The organism is Achromobacter sp. 10T422, from assembly GCF_056394065.1.
In genome coordinates this window covers 76154-96640 of record NZ_JBFTHD010000012.1, presented here as the reverse complement: position 1 = coordinate 96640, position 20487 = coordinate 76154, and the positions used below count along the sequence as shown (strand labels likewise).

At 65.6% G+C, this 20487-nt stretch carries 14 protein-coding genes; 6 read left to right on the top strand and 8 right to left on the bottom strand.

Features of this window, described 5'->3' with window-relative positions:
• The first annotated feature begins 25 nt into the window (after nt 1-25).
• Nucleotides 26-730 (top strand): DUF6708 domain-containing protein, encoded by a 705-nt coding sequence (locus AC1DB0_RS27380; RefSeq protein ID WP_476758327.1) that lies wholly within the window; start codon nt 26-28, stop codon nt 728-730.
• 228 nt (nt 731-958) lie between these two features.
• Here the strand turns inward: AC1DB0_RS27380 and AC1DB0_RS27375 are convergent, their stop codons facing one another.
• The 7 genes from AC1DB0_RS27375 to AC1DB0_RS27345 all read right to left on the bottom strand — a co-directional run bounded on the left by AC1DB0_RS27375 (nt 959) and on the right by AC1DB0_RS27345 (nt 13959).
• Nucleotides 959-2107 (bottom strand): zinc-binding metallopeptidase family protein, encoded by a 1149-nt coding sequence (locus AC1DB0_RS27375; RefSeq protein ID WP_476758328.1) that lies wholly within the window; start codon nt 2105-2107, stop codon nt 959-961.
• Nucleotides 2104-3063 carry a transglutaminase family protein gene (locus AC1DB0_RS27370; RefSeq protein ID WP_346551817.1) on the bottom strand — a complete coding sequence of 320 codons (960 nt, stop codon included), beginning with the start codon at nt 3061-3063 and terminating at the stop codon, nt 2104-2106. Before AC1DB0_RS27370 ends, AC1DB0_RS27375 begins: the two co-directional genes overlap by 4 nt.
• A 19-nt stretch (nt 3064-3082) precedes the next feature.
• A complete protein-coding gene (locus AC1DB0_RS27365) occupies nt 3083-5677 on the bottom strand; it encodes a circularly permuted type 2 ATP-grasp protein (protein ID WP_476758329.1) in 2595 nt (864 codons plus the stop codon).
• A 49-nt stretch (nt 5678-5726) separates the two neighbouring features.
• Nucleotides 5727-9098, bottom strand: coding sequence for a transglutaminase family protein (locus AC1DB0_RS27360; protein WP_476758330.1), 3372 nt, complete (start codon nt 9096-9098; stop codon nt 5727-5729).
• A gap of 26 nt (nt 9099-9124) precedes the next feature.
• Nucleotides 9125-9922, bottom strand: a complete 798-nt coding sequence (locus AC1DB0_RS27355) for a transglutaminase family protein (RefSeq protein ID WP_054426839.1) — start codon at nt 9920-9922, stop codon at nt 9125-9127.
• 410 nt (nt 9923-10332) lie between these two features.
• Nucleotides 10333-12300 carry an alpha/beta hydrolase domain-containing protein gene (locus AC1DB0_RS27350; RefSeq protein WP_476758331.1) on the bottom strand — a complete coding sequence of 656 codons (1968 nt, stop codon included), beginning with the start codon at nt 12298-12300 and terminating at the stop codon, nt 10333-10335.
• 33 nt (nt 12301-12333) lie between these two features.
• Nucleotides 12334-13959, bottom strand: coding sequence for a methyl-accepting chemotaxis protein (locus AC1DB0_RS27345; protein ID WP_342065563.1), 1626 nt, complete (start codon nt 13957-13959; stop codon nt 12334-12336).
• Between the two features lie 321 nt (nt 13960-14280).
• Between AC1DB0_RS27345 and AC1DB0_RS27340 the strand changes: the two genes are divergently transcribed.
• From AC1DB0_RS27340 to AC1DB0_RS27320, 5 genes are read left to right on the top strand one after another with little or no spacing between them, the layout of a single operon-like run.
• Complete coding sequence (locus AC1DB0_RS27340; RefSeq protein ID WP_054426841.1) at nt 14281-14934, top strand: isochorismatase family protein; 654 nt, start codon at nt 14281-14283, stop codon at nt 14932-14934.
• 13 nt (nt 14935-14947) lie between these two features.
• Nucleotides 14948-15238 (top strand): XapX domain-containing protein, encoded by a 291-nt coding sequence (locus tag AC1DB0_RS27335; RefSeq protein WP_054426842.1) that lies wholly within the window; start codon nt 14948-14950, stop codon nt 15236-15238.
• Entirely contained in the window at nt 15231-17138 is a 1908-nt protein-coding gene (locus tag AC1DB0_RS27330; protein WP_476758332.1) for an amidohydrolase, read from the top strand. Before AC1DB0_RS27335 ends, AC1DB0_RS27330 begins: the two co-directional genes overlap by 8 nt.
• Nucleotides 17139-17152: 14 nt before the next feature.
• On the top strand, nt 17153-17554 hold the full coding sequence (locus tag AC1DB0_RS27325; RefSeq protein ID WP_476758333.1) for a DoxX family protein: 402 nt from the start codon (nt 17153-17155) through the stop codon (nt 17552-17554).
• Complete coding sequence (locus AC1DB0_RS27320; protein WP_476758334.1) at nt 17532-19163, top strand: MFS transporter; 1632 nt, start codon at nt 17532-17534, stop codon at nt 19161-19163. Before AC1DB0_RS27325 ends, AC1DB0_RS27320 begins: the two co-directional genes overlap by 23 nt.
• A gap of 25 nt (nt 19164-19188) precedes the next feature.
• On the opposite strand, the gene AC1DB0_RS27315 is transcribed toward AC1DB0_RS27320, so the two are convergent.
• Nucleotides 19189-20295 carry a cyclic nucleotide-binding domain-containing protein gene (locus AC1DB0_RS27315; RefSeq protein ID WP_342065564.1) on the bottom strand — a complete coding sequence of 369 codons (1107 nt, stop codon included), beginning with the start codon at nt 20293-20295 and terminating at the stop codon, nt 19189-19191.
• Nucleotides 20296-20487: the final 192 nt, after the last annotated feature.

The following is a 20487-nucleotide window of genomic DNA, read 5'->3' as shown; positions in this document are numbered from 1 at the left end:
TCTTGTGCTAATTGGCGTCGAGAATATGACCTACCGCATCGCCGGCAACATGTTTCTCGGGGTGCTACTCACGTTAACAATAGCGCTACTTTTCTACTACGGTAGCGGTGCCCATCGAAATCGGGGAACTTTTATTCGGGTCCACCGAAGCACCCGTCAGCTCTACTTCATTTACCCGCGACAGACGCGCCTGCATGTGCTTGACTGGGACCGACTCGAAGTCTTGGCTGGCTATGTGCCCATAGTCTCTGCAAGCGGCTATGCGAGCCGGCATCCGCTGTATCTCATCGGGGTGGACTACAGCATGGACCCGCCGACAGAAATCTGTGCGGCATGCGGCAATCTCGGCTTGTTTGACGGCGACCGTTCGGCCAAGTCCCTCTGGTCCTATTTGCAAGTCTTCATGGAACGAGGCCCAGACGGCCTGCCCAAGCCCGCGCCGCTGCCACCACGACAAAGCCGCTGGCAAGAGACCCAACAACCCTACCGGGACTGGTATGCAGGCCTGCGCCGTACGCTGGCGAAGCCCTACGGCTTGCTCAAGGCACCCCTCACCATTCCGCTCTGGTTGGGCTGGTTGTTGATAAACGCATTCCCCGATAGCGTCGAGGCCTTCATCCAGTACAACGTGCCGTACGCACAGTTCCCAAAGGAAATCGACAAGTTGTGCGGCTTTGACGAGAAGCGCAGACCGGTGATCCGCGTGAACGGGGAGCGCATTGATTCGTAAGCACAGGGTCACTGTTCGATGAACGACTGCGAACTCCGCCGCAGCGTGGACGACGCATGGCGGTCAGCTCGTTCCGCCGCTCGTTCAATAGGTCTTTGCCTAACGGGGCGCCCTCGGTAAGTTGATAGCGGAACGCTGAAGGGAAGAAATTGATGGGGCGAGTCGTACACGTCTTTCCGATTTACTTGCCGGTTCGTTTGCCGGTTCGTTTGCCGGTTTAATCCAGCCTCAGACGCCCACCGACGCCCCCTTCACCACGCGATGCACGAACTGCAATTTCCCCACCACTTCCGCCGGCAGCACAAACGGGTAAAAGTCCCGCTGACCCATGCTGCGTGACAGCTCGTTCAACACCCCCGTCAGCGCCACCCATGCGTTGACCAGATCCAGGAAGTCCTGCCCTTCCGGGTCTTGCGGGTCGTAGAGCGCGGCGGTGGTGAACGGTTCATACGCTTGTTCTACTGCTGTGCGGGTGACGCCGAAGCTGATGGCGGTGTCCAGGGTGTCCATCATGTGCAGGTAGTGCGCCCAGGTTTCGGCCCAGTCTTCCCAGGGGTGGCACGACGCGTAGGTGCTGATGAAGTGCAGCGCCCAGTCGGCGGGCGGGCCTTGTTCGTAGTTGCGTTGCAGGGCTTGGGCGTAGTCGGCTTGTTCGTCGCCGAAGACCTGGCGGAAGGGTTCCAGCCAGGGGCCGCCCGCGATGAGCTGGTCCCAGTAGTAGTGGCCGATCTCGTGGCGGAAATGGCCGACCAGCGTGCGGTAGGGTTCGCGCATGTCTTCGCGCACTTTGACCCGGTAGGCGTCGTCGGCTTCAAGAATGTTGATGGTGATGAGACCCTGCGCGTGGCCGGTCAACAGCGGCGCGCCGTCGGCGGTGGGCGCCAGCAGGTCGAAGGCCAGGCCGCCGTCGTCCGGTTCGACGGAACGCCGGATCGGCAGGCCCAGCGTCATCAGCTGCGCAACCATCTGGCGCTTGGCCACTTCCACTTTGAACCACAGCGGGCCATTCTCTGGCACGGACAGGTCTGGGATGGTGCGGTTCAGGTTGCACGCCATGCATAGCGCATCGGGCGAGTTTGCGGGCAGCAGCCAGTTGCACAAGGCGGGTGAGCTGAAGTTGTCGCAGCGTTTGTAAGTTTTGCCGCGCGCCCTGCCCGATTCGCGCCAGGTGCCCGCCGTGGTGCCTTCGTCCAGCGCCAGCACGTGGCCGCGCTTGGGGTCAAAACCCAGTTGCCGATGGCAATTCAGGCATTCGGTATTGCTGAAAAAAATAGGTTGCCCGCAGACGCATTGAAAGGCCTTCGCGCGCGCATGCCGCACGCGCTGGCGTTTCGGGGCGCGCAGTTGGCGGTTGATCGCGTCGAAGAAATAGCTCATGCATCGTTCCCTGTCGGAAATTCGTCGATGGGCGCGACGGTCACGCGCACATCCAGTTCATGGCCGCCGCCGCGGATCACGCCGCGCAAGGGGGTGACGTCGCCGTAGTCGCGGCCATAGGCCAGGATGACATGCGCCGTGCCTGGCACCACGTTGTTGGTGGGGTCCAGATCGACCCAGCCGCCATTGACCTCGACGCCTGCGCAGTGCACCGACACCCACGCGTGCGACGCGTCCGCCCCAATCAAGCGCGGCTTGCCGGGCGGCGGCTGCGACATCAGATACCCGCTGACGTAGCGCGCCGGCAAGCCAATGGCGCGCAGGCAGCCGATCATCACATGCGCGAAATCCTGGCACACGCCGACCTTTTCCTGGAAGGCTTGCAGGATGGGCGTGGACACTTGCGTGTGCGCGGGCTGATAGGTGAAGTCGGTGTGAATGCGGTGCATCAGGTCGATCGCGGCCGCCGCCACCGGCCGCCCCGGTGTGAATGACAGCAAGGCGTATGCCCGAAGCTCGGCGTGCAGCGGCACATAGGTCGACGGGAACGTGAACTCCACTTCCGGTGCGAATGGCAGGGCCGGGTCGTAACGCAAACGTTGCACTGCCGCTTCCCACGTCAGGCCGGTTGCCGGGTCCAAGGCGATAAAGCGCGGGTGGACGGTGACGCGGCTGGTGGCGCGCACGGTCAAGGCCTCGTGCGGGGCATAGAGGGCGAAGGTGCAGCGCGTGTTGCCGAAGCCGTCGATGGATTCAGCGATGTCTGCGGGCGCGGGCGTGACGGTCAGCGCGTAGGCCTCCACCCGCTGGCAGGCGTCGTTCAACGGGCGCAGATAGCCCAGATGGTGCGCCAGCTCCACGGGCGCGTCGTAACGGTAGGCGGTGACGTGGTCCACGCCCAGCGTCAGCCCGGATGCGGGTTCCAGGGGGGCAGCGGAAACAGAGCTCAAGTTCATGACGATGATGGCCCCCCGCCTAGGCCGACAGCGTCTGGTCGTAACCCGCCGCGTGGCTGAAATAGCGCCGGCTGATTTCATTGGACAGATTGCTGGCCGCGCCATCCAGTTGTTCCGACAGCGCCAGCACGCCCGCGTACAAGCCCTGCGTCTGCTCGCACAGCGTGGCCAGCGTCACGCCAGCGCCGTGCGCCGGCAACAAGGCCAACAAGTCGGACGCAGGCCCCGCCACCGTGTCGGGCAAGCGCGCCACTTCCTTCTTCAACACGTTCAACACACACGCCAGCGAGCGCGGGTTGGCGGGCTCCTGCACCAGCAGGTTCAGCAGTGCCGGCACTTCCTGGCGGCCGGGATAGTAGGCGCGATAGGTGATCTTGCTGTCGAACAGATCCAGCAGAATGTTGAAACCGCTGTCGCCCAGCACCGCGTTACGGCGAAACAGTTCGCCCAAGAGGCTGGCCATGGCGGACAGGCGTTCAATCTGGCGGCCGATGGTCAACAGCCGCCAGCCGTCGTCGCGCGTCATGCGGTCGGTTTGCGAACCGGTGATGGCCGACAACTGCATGCCCAGGTTCTTCAGGGCGCGCAGCACGTCCGGTGCGGACGCCGGCGCGTCTGACACCGTATCGTCGTCGCGGCCCTTGGCCTGGTTGGTGGCCATGCGCAAAAACCATTCATGGGCGGTTACCACCAGCCGCCAGTGGTCGGGCGACAAGCGGTCACGAATCTGGCCGGCGGCAAACGCCAGCGCGCCCAGGTTGCGGGCGACCCCGCCCTGCGCTTCGGCGCCCGCCAGCTCGGCGACCAGCGTCGATTCGAACATGCGCACCGACAAGGTCTGCGCGGGCGGCACGAGGCCGCTGCGCTGGCACAGCGCGGCAACCGCAGCGAAGAGTTCTCCCGCGTTGTCTTCGTCGCTGTTCAACCACGTCAACGCCACCGTCGCCAGGCGCACATCGTTCTCGGCGCGTTCGGTGTAGCGTCCCATCCAGAACAGATTTTCAGCGGCGCGGCTGGACACCGGGCGGTGGGCCGGCACGATGTCTTCCGGGCGCAACTGCGCGGGCAGCATCGAAAACGTATCGACTGCCCCGCGCGTGGTGACCCAGGTATCCATGCTGCTGCCGCCGCGCTGCATGGACACAATCTGCTGTTCACGGCTGGCGATGCGGGTCAGCCCGCCGGGCAAGACGGTCCACCCGCCCTCGCCGTCTGCGATGACGAATACGCGCAGCATGGCGGCGCGCGGCACGATGTGGCCGGCCGCCCAACTGGGCGCCTGCGACAGCGGCAGGTATTCCTGGATGGTGTAGGCGTCGGGGTTGTCGGCAATGCGCGCCAGCAGCGCGTCGCGCTCGGACGGCGGCACCGCCCCCCCGATCACCGGCTCGAATCCGCCACGCGTATTGCTGGGGTACGTGGACTTGACCACCGCGCCCGCCAGATTCGCCAGCGCCTGATCGCGCGCCGCGGCCTCGCCGCACCACCACGATGGCAGCGACGGCAGCAGCAGGTCTTCATCCAGCAAGCGGCGGCTGATAGCGGGCAGGAAACCGTTGATGGCGGGCGACTCCAGAAAGCTCGTGCCCAGCGAATTCGCCACCAGCACGTTGCCCGCCCGCATCACTTGCAGCAAGCCCGGCACGCCCAGCGTGGAGTCCGAGCGCAGTTCCAGCGGATCACAGAAATCGTCGTCCAGCCGGCGCAGCACCGCATGCACGCGCTCCAGCCCGTGCAGCGTTTTCAGGTAAAGCACCTTGTCGCGCACGACCAGGTCGCCGCCTTCAACCAGCGTCACGCCCAGATAGCGCGCCAGATAGGTCTGTTCGAAATAGGTTTCGTTGTAGGGGCCGGGCGTCAGCAGCACGATGCGCGGCGGCGTCTGCGCCGAGCGTCCGCCCGGGCTGAGCTTGTACAGCATGTCCATCAGCCGGCGATAGCTGGTGGCCAGATGCTGCACCCGCAATTCCTTGAACGCCTCGGGGAACATGCCCGAAATCGTCAGCCGGTTTTCCAGCAGATAGCCCAGGCCGGACGGCGCTTGCGTGCGCTGCGACACCACCCACCAGCCGCCATCGCTGGCGCGCGCCAGATCAAAGGCCGCAATGTGCAGAAAGGTGTCGCCCGGTGGCGCGTAACCGCGCAGCGGCCGCAGGTAGCCAGGGTGGCCCAGCACCAGCGCGGGCGGAATCAGCTTGTCGGCCAGCAGCGTTTGCGGGCCGTAGACGTCGCCCAGCAGGCGATTCAAAAGGCTGGCGCGCTGGCACAGCCCCGCTTCGATGGCGGCCCAGTCCGTGTCGTTGATGACAAACGGCAGCAGGTCCAGCGACCAGGGCCGCGCCGAGCCACTGGCGTCGGCGTAGATGTTGTAGGTGATGCCGTTTTCGCGGATCTGCCGCGCCACGACATCGACGCGCCGGTCCAGGTCGGCGAAGCCGCTGGTGCCCAGCAATTCAAAAAAACGGGGCCAGGGTTCGCGCAGTCGCGTGGCCCCGGACGCGTCGGCCGTGTCGCGCAGCTCGTCATAGTGCCCGGCGCGTGCGGGCAACGCCGCATGAACCGCCAGGGATGCGACATCCTGCGACGGGTCCGTCTGAAAAAGAAATTGCGGCATAGCAGCTTTATCGGCGGCGGGACCGCCGGGGTTCAACATCTGGTAGGGCTCAATCGTGCCTTAAATCCAGCGAGAACGGAAATTCCCGGCTGACCTCGGCGGGCGCGACATCCATGCGCCCCGGCGTATGCCCGATCTTTTCAAAGCGGGCCAGGCGACGGCTCTCGGCCTCGTAGGAATTGACCGGGAACGACTCCGGGTTCAGCCCGCCCGGGTGCGCGACGTGATATTTGCAGCCTCCTAAAGAACGGCGGTTCCAGGTATCCACAATGTCTACCGTCAGCGGCACATGCACGCCGATGGTGGGATGCAGCGCCGACGGCGGCGACCAAGCCTTGTAACGCACGCCCGCCACGTACTCACCGACGCGTCCGGTGGGCTGCAAAGGCAGCGCCCGGCCGTTGACCGTCACAACATAGCGGTTGTCGTTCAAACCGGATACCCGGATTTCCACCCGCTCAAGCGACGAATCCACATACCGCACCGTACCCGCGGACGAGCCCTCTTCGCCCATCACGTGCCACGGCTCCAGCGCGCCGCGCAGTTCCAGATGAATGCCGCGCGCGGCCACATCGCCAAACAAGGGGAAGCGGAACTCGAAATGCGGCGCGAACCAGGCGGCGTCAAACCCGTACCCCGCCTCGTTCAAGTCCGCCAGCACGTCCTCGAAATCCATCTTCACAAAGGTCGGCAAGAGGAAGCGGTCGTGCAGTTCCGTCCCCCAGCGCGTCAGCCTTGCGGTGTAAGGCGTCTTCCAGAAATGCGCAATCAGGCCGCGCAGCAGCAGCTGCTGCGCCAGACTCATGCGCGCATGCGGCGGCATTTCAAAGGCGCGCAGTTCCAAGAGGCCTAGCCGCCCCGTGGCGCTGTCGGGCGAATAGAGTTTGTCGATGCAGAATTCCGAACGATGCGTGTTGCCGGTAACGTCGACCAGAATATTGCGCAGCGCCCGGTCGATCATCCAGGGCGGCACGTCAGCGCCTTGTTCGGCGCAACGGCGGTGTATTTCCTGAAACGCCAGCTCCAGCTCGTACACCTGATCGTTGCGGGCTTCGTCGATACGCGGCGCCTGGCTGGTCGGCCCGATGAACAGCCCCGAGAACAGATACGACAAAGACGGATGGTTGACCCAGTACGCCAGCAGGCTCGCCAGCACGTCGGGGCGGCGCAGGAACGGGCTGTCGGCCGTTGTGGCCCCGCCCAGCACAAAGTGGTTGCCGCCGCCCGTGCCGGTGTGGCGGCCATCGGCCATGAATTTCTCGGTGGACAGCCGGGTTTCAAAAGCGGCTTCGTAAAGGAATTCGGTATGGTCGACGAGTTCGGCCCAGTTGCTGGCCGGGTGGATGTTGACCTCGATGACGCCCGGGTCGGGCGTCACCTGCAACACCTTCAGGCGCGGGTCGCGCGGCGGCGGATAGCCTTCCATGACGATGCGGGTGTTCAAGTCGCGCGCCGTGGCCTCAACCTGCGCCACCAGCGCCAGATAATCCTCCAGGCGCGGCAGCGGCGGCATGAAGACGTACAGCACGCCCTTGCGCGCTTCCACGCACATGGCCGTGCGCGTCAGGCCGGCGGCGGATTCGAATCGCGCGGGTGCGGCAGCGTCTGACGAGCCTGCTGCCGCCGTTGCGCCAGCGGCCCCAGGTATTCCCCCGGCCCCCACTCCCCCCGCCCCCTTGCCATTCACCTCCCGACGCCCCGACGCCCGCGCATGCTGCGTCAGCAGCTGCGCCGGCCCCGGCAAGGATCGGCGCGCATCATAGGGGTCGCGGTCCACGGCCACGGGGGCATCGGCCTCAGCCACCCAAGGCAACGAATCCAGCGGCAGCCGGTATCCCATGGGCGAATCGCCGGGGAACAGATACATGCGTTCGTCGCGCAGGAACCAGGGGCCGGACACCCAAGGCCCGCCCTCGCCCGCCTGGATCGGCAAGGCGTAGCCCACCACGCTGTCCAGCTTCTGCTCGAACACGCGGCGCAGCCGGGCGCGTTCCATCTCGTCGTCCAGACGCGCGTCGAAGGGGTCCACATTGACGGGCAGCCGGCGCTCGCGCCACAAGTAGTAGAAGACGTCTTCATAGCCCGGCACAACGTAGCGATCTTCCAAGCCCAGCCGCTCGCACAGCTTCGTCATGAAACGCCGCGCATCGGCGACGGTATAGGCGCTGCGTTGGCGCTCGTCGGCGAACAGCGCCGGGTCAGCCCAGCAAGCCTGGCCGTCTGCCCGCCAGTAGATCGACAGCGCCCAGCGCGGCAATTGTTCGCCCGGATACCACTTGCCCTGCCCGAAATGCAGGAAGCCGTTGCCGCCGTAGCGCGTGCGCAGCCGGTTCAAGAGTTCCACCGCATAGCCGCGCTTGGTGGGCCCCAGCGCCGCGGTGTTCCACTCGGCGCCTTCGCGGTCGGACACCGACACGAAGGTCGGTTCACCGCCCATCGTCAGGCGCACATCCATGTGGTCCAGATGGTCGTCGATCTTGTCGCCCAGGTCGCGGATGGCGTGCCATTGCTCGTCGGTGTAGGGCTTGGTGACGCGCGGCGATTCGAACACGCGCGTGACTGACATGGTGTGCGTGAATTCGACCTCGGCTTCGTCCACCGCGCCCGTCACGGGTGCGGCGCTGCCCGGTTCGGGGGTGGCCGCCAGCGGAATGTGGCCTTCGCCCGCCAAGAGGCCGGACGTCGGGTCCAGCCCGATCCATCCAGCGCCCGGCAGATAGACCTCGCACCACGCATGCAGGTCGGTGAAGTCAGTCTGCGCGCCGCTGGGGCCGTCCAGCGCCCGCACATCCGGCTTCAACTGAATCAGGTAGCCGGACACAAAGCGCGCCGCCAAGCCCAGATGCCGCAACGCCTGCACCAGCAACCATCCCGAATCCCGGCACGATCCGGCGTTGCGCGTGAGCGTTTCCTCGGGCGTCTGCACGCCCGGCTCCATACGAATCAAGTAATTGATTTCTTTATGGATCTGCTGGTTCAAGCCCACCAGAAAATCCACCGTGCGCTGCGGACGCACATCCACGCGCGACAGGAATTCCGTAAAGCGCGGCGTGGCCTTGTCGCACACGCGATACGGCGCCAGCTCGCGCGCCAGGCCTTCATCGTAGGTAAACGGAAATTCCTCGGCGTCCGGCTCCAGGAAGAAGTCGAACGGGTTGTACACGGCCATTTCGGCGACGAGGTCTACCGTTATCTTGAATTCACGTGTCTTGGTCGGGAAATTCAGCCGTGCCAGATAGTTGGCGAACGGGTCCTGCTGCCAGTTGATGAAATGGTCGGCCGGCTCCACCGTCAGCGAGTACGACAGGATCGGAGTACGGCTATGTGGGGCGGGTCTCAGCCGAAGCACCTGCGCCGACAGGCTGACCAAACGGTCGTATTTGTATTGCGTGACGTGCTTGAGTGCTACGTGGATGGTCACTGCCTTCTCCGGGTCAACTGGGCGAGTCAGTGGCTGGTTTGTACCTGCACCGACACATTCATGGACAGCGCGGCCGCCGCCCCATGCAACCAGCGCACGGGCGAAGCCGATTCATAGTCGCGCGCCACGGCCAGGCGGCAATGGCCGTCCGACGCGAAGCAGGAATGGCTGACATCCACGCTGACCCAGCCGTGACGGGCCAGCCAGACGTCGGCCCAGCCATGGCTGGCGGCGTCATCGCCCGCCATGTGCCAATAGCCGCTGACAAAACGGGCCGGTGTGCCGAAGGCGCGCACGCAGGCCAGTAAAAGATGGGCATGGTCCTGGCTGCCGCCGCGGCCCGCCGCCAGCACCTGCGCCGCCGACAGCGGCACATCGTTCACGCCCGGCGTGTAGGCCACGCGTTCGCGGATGGCGGCGCTCAAGCGCAGCACGTCTTCGGGCGTATGCACCCCGCGCGGCACCACGTGGCGGCAAAATTCGCGGATGCTGTCGTCACATTGGGTCAGCCCGGTGGGCACGCCATAGATGTAGACCGGCAGGCGTTCGTCTTCGTCGCCCACATGGCCTTGGGCCAGCGGGTGGATGTCGACTTGCCCAACGGCATGGATTTCAATTTCGCTATGGGTGCGGTGCAACGTCAGCGTGTGCGTCACGTTGCCATAGGCGTCGACCTGCGCCTGGATTTCGCCCGGCGTCTGGATCTGCCAGCGCAGCGCGTGTTGATGGTCGTCGCGGCGCGGCGTCAGGCGCAGCGTCTGGATGCTGTAGTTCACCGGGGCGGCATAGCGGTAGCGAGTCACGTGCTTGATGAGATGCTTCATGAAAGTCTCCACACTGCAAGGTCACGCTGACAACGTCGGGCCCGTCCGCCCCCTGACCCGGCAGGCACGACGATCGATAGTAGCAATAGCTCGTTAAAAAAATAAGCAACTTGCATGCCAAGTTTTCCGGCCCCCGCGTTGTCGACAATTCAAGGGGAAACCCGAGGGGCGCCAACCCCTTCCCGCCCCTCGGCGCACCCTGCTGCGGCGCGCTGCGCACCAAGGCGGTGCGGGGGTTGCCCGCTTTCGGACGCAACCCGTACGCAACCCCGGCGTGAATCGGGACGCGCGCCGCCCGCACAAAGAAAAAGCGCCCTTGCGGGCGCTTTGGAAGTCCGGGGCCGTCAGCCCCAAGTGGAGTTTTTACAGCCGATTGCAAAATTGTTCCGCACGCGACTGGCCGTTTCCCATCACGGAGCCAGCTTGGCCAGCTTGCCGGCGCGGGCTTCCTCGACCGCGGCGGCCGCATCCTGCGGCAACAACAAGCGAGCTTGCACCAGGTCATCGCTGGCCCGGCGCACGGCGTCCACATAGGCCGCATCCGTGGGATAGCGTTCCTCGATGGACAGGCGCGGGTCGTTGCGGGCCACGCGATCGGCACGGGTCAGCGCGAACGGCACGGCGCTGCCCATCTGCGTGCACAGGCCCTCGGCGTTGTTGCTCTTGGGGTTCCAGCCCACGTACGTGCCACGCGGGGCGGCAATCTGCGGCAGGCGCACGCCGTCCACGGCATTGCCGTCGGCGTCCACCTTCGGCAGGTACAGCGGGTATTCGCCTTCCACCAGCGGCAGGCGCGAGCCGTCCACGATCAGGCGGGATTCCACATAGGCCGCGTGGTACGGCAGGCCCGGAATGGCCGGGTACAGGCCCTTGGCGTCCACCAGCGTGTGGCGGGCGCGCGTCGGGTAACGGCTGGCGGGCGGCGGCGTGCCTTGGCCCACCCACGCGTCCAGCGCATTGAGCAACGCGCGCGTGACGGGCTGCGGGTCAATCGGGCTGGTGGGCAGCGCGCACGTGGCCATGGCTTTGGACACGGGGCTGGGAAAATGCTGCGAGCCCACCACCATGTACGCCCGCACTTCAGGCGGCAAGGGCAGATCGCGACCCCGCGCGTCCGTCACCAGCTGGCTCGCGTGCGAGGCCCAGAATTCGTACTCGGAATCCAGCTGCATGATGCGCGGGCACGTGTTCGTGGCGCGGCATTGCTGCAAGAGGCCGTCGCGCTTGCCCGTCAGCGGGTCGGTGCTGGTGGCGTACGCAAACGGGAATTGGTCCACGGGGTACAGATCATCCGCATGCGGGCCGGGGTTGCGTGACAGCTGCGCGAAGCGCGTATTGGCGAACGTGCGCCGCGCGCCGGGAATCTGCGCCAGCATGCCGTCAAACACGCGCTTGCCTTGCAGATCCTGGTTGAAGCCCTGGTACAGATAATCGCGCAGGAAACGGCCCGACTGCGAAATGCCCATGCCCAGCACCTGCTTGACCTGGCCGCCATGCTGCGCGGCCAGCGGGTTGCTGGCCACGTCGGCGCGCGCCAGGAAGGCGGTCACGTCGCGCATGGCGGCAAAGCCCATGCCCATCACGCCGGGGTCGCGCGCGGTGTAGGTGAATTCGTAGATGGCGTCGACCGGCATGTCGGCCGGACGCGAGATCTCGATGCTGTTGTCGTCAATGAAGCGATACGACAAGCCCGCCGGATACTGGCGCGCATCCAAACGCTGCGCACGCACTGACAGGCGCGCGCCCGTTTGCTTGGCCGCAGGGTAGCTCAGCGTGACGCGTTCGGCCGCGCCCGCCTTTTTGAAAATCCATTCGTCGCGCACCGGCCCGGTCACGTTCGGCACCACCGGCACGTCCAGGCGCATGCCCTCGCCCACCGGCACGTCGCCCTGCCAGCCCACCCACGCCAGCGTGTAGCCTTGCGACAGCAGGAAGCCGTTACCCGCGTCTTCCGCCTTTTCCAGGCGGCTGCTGTTGGGAATGCCGCCGCCATCAACGACGGTGCCGATCAGCTTGCGGCCACGATTGGGCGCTTCGACAATCAGCGTGCCGTTCGGTTTGGCGGGGCGCAAGATCACGACATCGGCGCGCGCCGTGACGCGGCCTTGCGCATCGCGCGGCGCCAGCGCCAGGTCGGTGATGCCCGCGTTGCGCGGGTCGGCCGGGTCCAGGCTGATGGTGGCCACGCCCGTCAGCTTTTCAGCCACACCGCGCTCACCGAACACGCGGCCTTCCAGTGCGGGGGCTTGGCGCGCCTGCACGTCAAACGCGGTGACTTCGGCCTGGGCGCACGTGGCGCCCAGCAACAAGACCGGGCTCAACACACGAGCAAGGGCTAGGGTTTGACGCGACACGCGACGGCTTTGACGATTTGCCATGCAACTTCCTGTTTTCAATTCAAAGACAAACACTTAGGCGCTCAGCGCGAGACGGCGCGCGGCCGGTTGCGCGAACGACGGCTCGCGGTCGGCGTGCCCAGCGGAATCACCGCCCAATTTGAACGCCGAGACCGATGCATACAAGCCGCCCACCTGGCTTTCCATGGACGCGGCCACCGCCGCCACCTGCTCGACCAGCGCCGCGTTCTGTTGCGTCATCTGGTCCATCTGCGCCACCGCCACGCTGACCTGTTCGATGCCCGAGGTCTGCTCGCGCGAGGCCACGGTAATCTCGCCCACGATGTGCGTCACGCGCTGCACCGCCTGCACGATTTCGGCCATGGTCTGGCCGGCCTGGTTCACCAGGTTGGCGCCCGTGCTGACCTTGTCGACGGAATCGTCGATCAGGTCCTTGATCTCTTTGGCGGCCTGCGCGCTGCGCTGCGCCAGGTTGCGCACTTCGGTCGCCACCACGGCAAAGCCCTTGCCGTGCTCGCCGGCACGCGCCGCTTCCACGGCCGCGTTCAGCGCCAGGATGTTGGTCTGGAACGCAATGCTGTCGATCAGCCCGATGATTTCTGCGATGCGGCGCGAGCTATCGGTAATGCCGTCCATCGTGGTCACGACCTTGCCCACCACTTCGCCGCCGCGCGCGGCGATGCCAGACGCCGCCTGCGCCAATTGCACGGCCTGCTCGGCGCTGCCGGCGTTCTGGCGCACGGTGGCGGTCAGCTCTTCCATGCTGGCTGCGGTTTCTTCCAGTGACGCCGCCTGCTCTTCAGTGCGCGAAGACAAATCCAGATTGCCCGCAGACATTTCGCGTGCCGCGCCGTTCAGGCTTTCCGCGCCCGCACGGATGCCGCCGATGACTTGCGCCAGGTTCTCCTGCATCTTGGCCATGGCGCTGATCATGCTGCGCGTATCGTTGTGGTCCACGTCCACCGCGTGGCTCAAGTCGCCCGACGCGATACGGCCGGCGATGCCCGCCGCGTAGGTCGGGTCACCGCCCAGGCTGCGCGATACGCTGCGCGTGATCATGAACATCACGCCCGTCACCACCGCGCCGATCAGGCCCAAAATGGCCAGCGCCTTGAGCAGGTTGTTGTAGAACGCGGTCTGGATATCGTCCACCAGCACGCCGGACACCACGACCCAATCCCACGGCTGGTAGTACGAAATGAAGCTGATTTTGGGCGCGCGGTCATCGGCGTTGCCCGCCTTGGAGGCCTCATATTCCACGAAGCCCTTGCCCTTGGCGCGCGCCAGGTCCGCCATCGTCTTGTAATACGCATGGCCTTGGGTGTCCTTGCGGTCGCCCACGTTCTGGCCGACGATCGATGCGCCAAACGGATGCATCAGCAGCACCGGCTGCGTGTCCACCACGAACACGAAGTTGTTGTTGTCAAAGCGCAGTTGCCGCAATTGGTCCAGCGCCTGGCGCTTGCCGTCTGCCGCGCTCAGCTTGCCTTCGGACACCGTCTTGGCATAAGACGCCACCACGCTCTGCGCCACTTCGACAATGCGCTCGAGCCCGTCGCGGCGCTCTTTCATCATGATGTCCCGCGCATTCAAGGCCGACCACCCGCCCAGCGCCAACAAACCGATCCACATCAACAACATGGCCAACCGCAGCTTGGCCTTCAAACTCAACGCATTCATGGTGCACCCTTGCAAGAATGCAGGCCCGTTCCCGACACAGGCCCGCCAGCGGACAAGTATGGTTCGCTCACGCCCTTTCCTATTGCCCGGAAACGGGGCCATGTTCACGTGTAATTACAAGTAATTCGCACTTCAGAATGGACGAACGCTGCCGTAGCGCGGGCGCGCGAAGCGTGAAAGAAAAATGAAAGACGCGAAATAAATGTTTCGCAGGCGTGCGCAATCACAATCTTCAAAGAGGCGGACAAATGTTCAATACGCCGCCGGGCCGCGCGGGCACATTGCCGGTGTTTCCTCACCCCGGCACCACAGGAGTTACTGATGCCCATCACCGCCACCGCCACGCCCGGCGCCAAGCTGCTTTCGCCCAAAGACCACACGCTCATCATGATCGACTTCCAGTCGCAGATGGCGTTCGCCACCCACTCCATCGACGCCGTCACGCTGCGCAACAACGCCGCGCTGGTCGCCTCGGCCGCTGCCGGTTTTGGCGCGTCCACCATCCTGACGACCGTTGCTGAAAAGAGCTTCTCGGGCCCGATGTTCGACGAAGTCGTCGCGCCCTTCCCCGGCCAGGCGCTGCTGGACCGCACGTCCATGAACACCTGGGAAGACGCCGCCGTCATCAAGCAGGTCAATGAAATCGGCAAGAAGCGCATTGTGCTTGCCGGCCTGTGGACCAGCGTCTGCATCGTGGGCCCGGCCTTGTCGGCGCTGGACCAGGGTTTCGAGGTCTATGTCATTACCGACGCCTGCGGCGACGTGTCGGCCGAAGCGCACAACCGCGCCATCGAGCGTATCGTGCAAGCAGGCGGCCAGCCGATCACGGCATTGCAATACCTGCTGGAAATGCAGCGTGACTGGGCGCGTACCGATACTTATGACATGACGACCGGCATCGCCAAGAAGTTCGGCGGCGCTTATGGCCTGGGCATCCTCTACGCCAAGTCCATGTTCAACGCCCACGAAGGCTGATCGGAGCACGCTGATGAAGGTCTACCTGGTTTCACTGGGGCTCGGCCTGCTGGTCGGGGTCATTTACGCGCTGTTCAACGTGCGCTCACCCGCGCCTCCGGTGATTGCCTTGGTAGGCCTGCTTGGCATCCTGGCGGGGGAACAGATTCCCCCGCTGGTCAAACGCCTGCTGTCCGACGAGCCCACGCGCACGTCGTGGATACACCAGCAGGTCAAGCCGCACATGTTCGGCGAACTGCCCAGCTGCCCCAAAACACCCGCCCCGCCCCCCTCCAACATCTGTGAAGACAAGCGCAATGGCTGACACTCTGGACCCCGCGCGCCACGGCGCCCCCGACCTGATCCTGCATCAAGGCCGCTTCACGACCCTGGACCCCGCCCGCCCCACCGCGGACGCCGTCGCCATCAAAGATGGCCGCTTCACACGCGTAGGCGCCTCCGCCGACGTGCTGCCGCTGGCCGGCCCCGCCACGAAGGTGATCAGCCTGAACGGGCGCGGCGTGCTGCCGGGCCTGATCGACAACCACCTGCACATCATTCGCGGCGGCTTGAACTACAACATGGAACTGCGCTGGGACGGCGTGACGAGCCTGGCCGACGCCATGGCCATGCTGCGCCGCCAGGTCGCCATTACCCCCGCCCCGCAGTGGGTGCGCGTGGTGGGCGGCTTCACCGAACACCAGTTCGCTGAAAAGCGCCTGCCCACCATCGAAGAGCTGAACGCCGTGGCGCCGGATACGCCCGTGTTCATCCTGCACCTGTATGACCGCGCACTGCTGAACGCCGCCGCGCTGCGCGCCGTGGGCTACGACAAGACCACGCCCGCCCCGCCGGGTGGCGAAATCGTGCGCGACAACGCCGGCAACCCCACCGGGCTGCTGCTGGCCAAACCCAACGCGTCCATTCTGTACGCCACGCTGGCCAAAGGCCCCAAGCTGCCGTTTGACTACCAGGTGAATTCCACGCGCCATTTCATGCGCGACCTGAACCGTCTGGGCGTCACCGGCGCCATCGACGCGGGCGGCGGTTTTCAGAATTACCCCGAGGACTATCAGGTGATCCAGCAGCTGGCCGACGCCGGCCAGTTGACGATCCGCCTGGCCTACAACCTGTTCACGCAAAAGCCCAAGCAGGAAAAGGAAGACTTCCTGAACTGGACGGCCACGTCACAGTACAAGCAAGGCACCGACTACTTCCGCCACAACGGCGCGGGAGAAATGCTGGTGTTCTCGGCGGCCGACTTCGAAGACTTCCGCCAGCCGCGCCCCGAAATGGGCCCCGAAATGGAAGGCGAGCTGGAAGAAGTCGTGCGCATCCTGGCGCAAAACCGCTGGCCCTGGCGCCTGCACGCCACCTATGACGAGACCATCTCGCGCGCGCTCGACGTCTTCGAACGCGTCAATAAAGACGTGCCGCTGGAAGGGTTGAACTGGTTCTTCGACCACGCCGAAACGATTTCCGAACGCTCGATTGACCGCATCGCCGCGTTGGGCGGCGGCGTGGCCGTGCAGCATCGCATGGCGTATCAAGGCGAGTACTTCGTTGAACGCTATGGCGCGGGCGCGGCCGAAGCCACGCCGCCTGTCAAACGCATGCTGGAAAAAGGCGTGAACGTATCCGCCGGCACCGATGCCACGCGCGTGGCGTCGTACAACCCGTGGGTGTCCTTGTCGTGGCTGATCACCGGCAAGACGGTGGGCGGCCTGCGCCTGACGCCGCAACGCAACTGCCTGGACCGCGACGCGGCGCTGCGCATGTGGACCGAAAACGTTACCTGGTTCTCAAACGAGCAAGGCAAGAAGGGCCGCATCGCCGAAGGCCAATTGGCGGACCTGGTGGTGCCCGACCGCGACTTCTTCGCCTGCCCGGAATCCGACATCGCCGATACCTCCTGCCTGTTGACGATGGTGGGCGGCAAGGTGGTGTGGGGCGCTGGCGAATTCGCCGGGCATGACGAAGCCGCGCCGCCGCCCGCCATGCCGGACTGGTCGCCGACGCGTCTGTTCGGCGGCTACGGCGCCTGGGGCGACAGCGAAGGCAAGCCGCTGCAAGCCACCTTGCGCGAAGCGGCCGCCGCTTGCGCCTGCGCCAACGACTGCAACGTCCACGGCCACCAGCACGCGGGCGCCTGGGCCAGCAAGCTGCCCGTCTCTGACCTGAAAGGGTTCTGGGGCGCGCTGGGCTGCGCCTGCTGGGCGGTATGACGATGCGCGCAGTGATGACATCGCCCGCCGTGCGCTGGCTGGCCCTGCTGGCGCTTTGCGGCGCGTACTTGCAGGGCGGGCTCGTCAAGCTGATGGATTTCGACGGCGCGCAAGCCGAGATGGCGCATTTCGGTTTGCACCCTGCCCATCTGGCGGCCGCCGCCGTTATTCTGCTGGAACTCGGTGCAAGCGTTCTGGTGTTGTCTGGCCGGCTGCGCTGGCTGGGCGCGCTGGCGCTGGCGGTGTTCACCGCCGCGGCCGCCCTGATGGCGAACCGCTACTGGGAATCTCCCGCCGACACGCGATTCATGAATATGAACGCCTTTTACGAGCACATCGGGCTGGCTGGGGCGTGGGTCCTGGTCGCCTGGCATGATTTTACGGAGCGTCCGCATGGCCGGAGCCAACCCAAGTAACCCCCCGCCCGCCGCCGTAGGCGGCATGGCCCCGCTCAAGCACACGCTATTCGCCGTGCTGTGGGGCGCCACCATCCTGGGCAACATCGGCAGTTTCATGCGCGACGTGGCCAGCGCCTGGCTCGTCACCGACCTGTCCAACAACCCCGCGGCGGTGGCCATGATGCAGACGGCGGCCACGCTGCCCGTCTTCCTGCTGGCCATTCCCGCGGGCGTCTTGTCCGACATCCTGGACCGCCGCCGCTTCCTGATCATCATCCAGGTGCTGTTGGCCTGCGTCAGCTTCACGCTGCTGATGATGGCCAAGACCAATACGCTGACCGTGGAATATTTGATCGCGCTGACCTTCCTGGGCGGCGTGGGCACGGCGTTGATGGGGCCGACGTGGCAGGCCATCGTGCCCGAGCTTGTGCCCAAGGCCGAACTCAAGACCGCGGTGGGCTTGAACTCGTTGGGCATCAACATCGCCCGCGCATTGGGCCCGGCCGTGGGCGGCCTGTTGCTGGCCGCCTTTGGCGCGGCAGCTGCGTATGGCGCCGACGTGATGAGCTATGTGTTCGTGATTGGCGCGCTGCTCTGGTGGAAACGCCCCAAGAAGGTGGACGACGGCCTGTCCGAACAGTTCTTTGGCGCCTTCCGCGCCGGCGTGCGCTATGCCCGCGCCAGCCGCGAACTGCACATCGTGCTGCTGCGCGCGGCGGTGTTCTTCATCTTCGCCAGCTCAGTCTGGGCGTTGCTGCCGCTGGTGGCGCGCAAGATGCTGGGCGGCACCGCCGGGTTCTACGGCATCCTGCTGGGCGCCGTGGGCGTGGGCGCGATTCTGGGCGCGGTGGTGCTGCCCAGGCTGCGCCGACGCTTGAACACGGATGGCCTGGTGCTGGCGGCGGCCGCCATTACGGCCGTGGTCATGGCGGCGCTGTCCTTTGCCCCGCCGCAATGGGCGGCGGTGTTGCTGTTGCTGCTGTTGGGCTTGGGCTGGATCGTTGCGCTGACCACCTTCAACGGCGTCGCGCAAGCCATCTTGCCAAACTGGGTGCGCGGCCGCGGCCTGGCGATCTACCTGATGGTGTTCAACGGCGCGATGGCCGCAGGCAGCCTGGGCTGGGGCTTGTTGGCGCAGGAAATCGGCGTGCCCGCCACCTTGCTGGCAGGCGCGGCCGGGCTGCTGGTGGCCGGGGTGCTGCTGCACCGCTTGCGTCTGCCGCAGGGCGAAGCCAATCTGGACCCGTCCAACCATTGGCCGGAACCCTTGCTGGATGCGCCGGTTGAGCATGATCGTGGCCCGGTGATGGTGCAGATCGAATACCGCATCCGCGTGCAAGATCGTCCGGCGTTTCTGCAAGCGCTGAAAGCGGTGGCGGAAGAACGCCGGCGCGACGGCGCTTACGCCTGGGGCATTGCCGAACACACCAGCGACCCCGAACGCGTGCAGGAATGGTTCCTGGTGGAGTCATGGGCGGAGCATATGCGGCAGCACCAGCGCGTGTCGCAAGCCGATGCCGACCTGCAAGGCGAAGCGCAGCGCTTTCACATCGGGCCAGAGAAACCCGTGGTGCACCATTTCCTGGCGCTGGACACGCGTCAGGCCAAGCCGGGGCCGTCCGCCTGACGGCGCCCTGCCCGGCCCGGCGCGTTCAGTGAGCCGAGGCGTCCAGGAAGCGGTGCACGACACGCACCGCGGCCGCGCCCTCGGCGATGCTGGCCAACACGTGCTTGTCCGACCCCGCCCGCACTGCCCCTACCGCAAACACACCAGGCTGCGAGCTTTCATAGGCGCGCGCCTGCATGGAGCCCGCCGCCGCGCGGCCAGTGTGAATGTAGCCGCGTTCGTCGGTGTCCAGGCAGCCATCCAGCCACGCCGTGTTGGCGTCCCCGGCCGTCTGGGGCGTTTCCCCTTTCTGCATGCCTGTCGCCACGATGAGGCTGCGGGTTTCAATCATCTGGCCGTCGTCCAGCCACACGCGGTACGGATAACAGGCATCGTCGAACGCGGTGGCGGTGCGCCCGGGCAGCACGTGCGAACCGAAACGCCGGCTTTGCACTTCCGCGCGGCGCAGCAGCCCGCCCCCGCACAAACCCGTGATCGTGCCGGGAAACCCGCGCAGCACGTCTTCGCGCAACGCGTCCGGCCCGCATAGCGAACCGCCCACCAGCAAGGTCTGCAAGCCTTCGGACGCGGCATAGCTTGCTGCGGCCAGGCCGGCGGGGCCGCCACCAATCACCGTCAGGTCCAACACGGAATCTTCTTCACCGGGCGGCATGGCTGACCGCAGGATCGCGCCGCCATACGGCCGTTGGCGCAGATACCCGATGCGCCGCAGCATGAATGCGCGCAGCACAACGTCGGCCAACTCGCGTTCGGTCAGCAACAGTTGGGCCAACGCCGCCCGGCTGATGCGCAACAAACGGCTGGGGGAATCAGCGCGTACGGTCACCGCATTGGGGCGGTCAGTGAACAAATCCAGGCTGCCCGTGAACTCGCCGTCGCGATGCATCAGCAGGCTGTGCATGACGCCGCCGGGTTCGCATTCCAGGACTTCGGCGTAGCCGTCCAGCACGATATAGAACGCGGCTTCGCATTCGCCGCTTTTCAGCAGCACGGTGCCGGCTGGCACCGAGATAATCTCGCCATGGGACGCCGCCCGATCAATCAGGGCGGGCGTCAGCATCGGGAACGCCTGGGCGTGCAAGGCCGGCAGATCGGCCGGTTGGCAGGCCGAATCAGTGGCAAGACGGTTCATGGATTCAATCCGAAACAGCCGGGGAAAGCGGCAAGATACCCCAAACGGTAGCTTGCTGCTGCCGGCTGCGTCTTGCGCAGTTGGGTCCTGGTTTGTATGAAAGCGCTATTGCCGCGGATAGGGCCGCTACTGGATAAGGGCGCCGCGATGGCTGCCTCGATGGCCGACGCGATGGCCAACGCGACGGCCAAC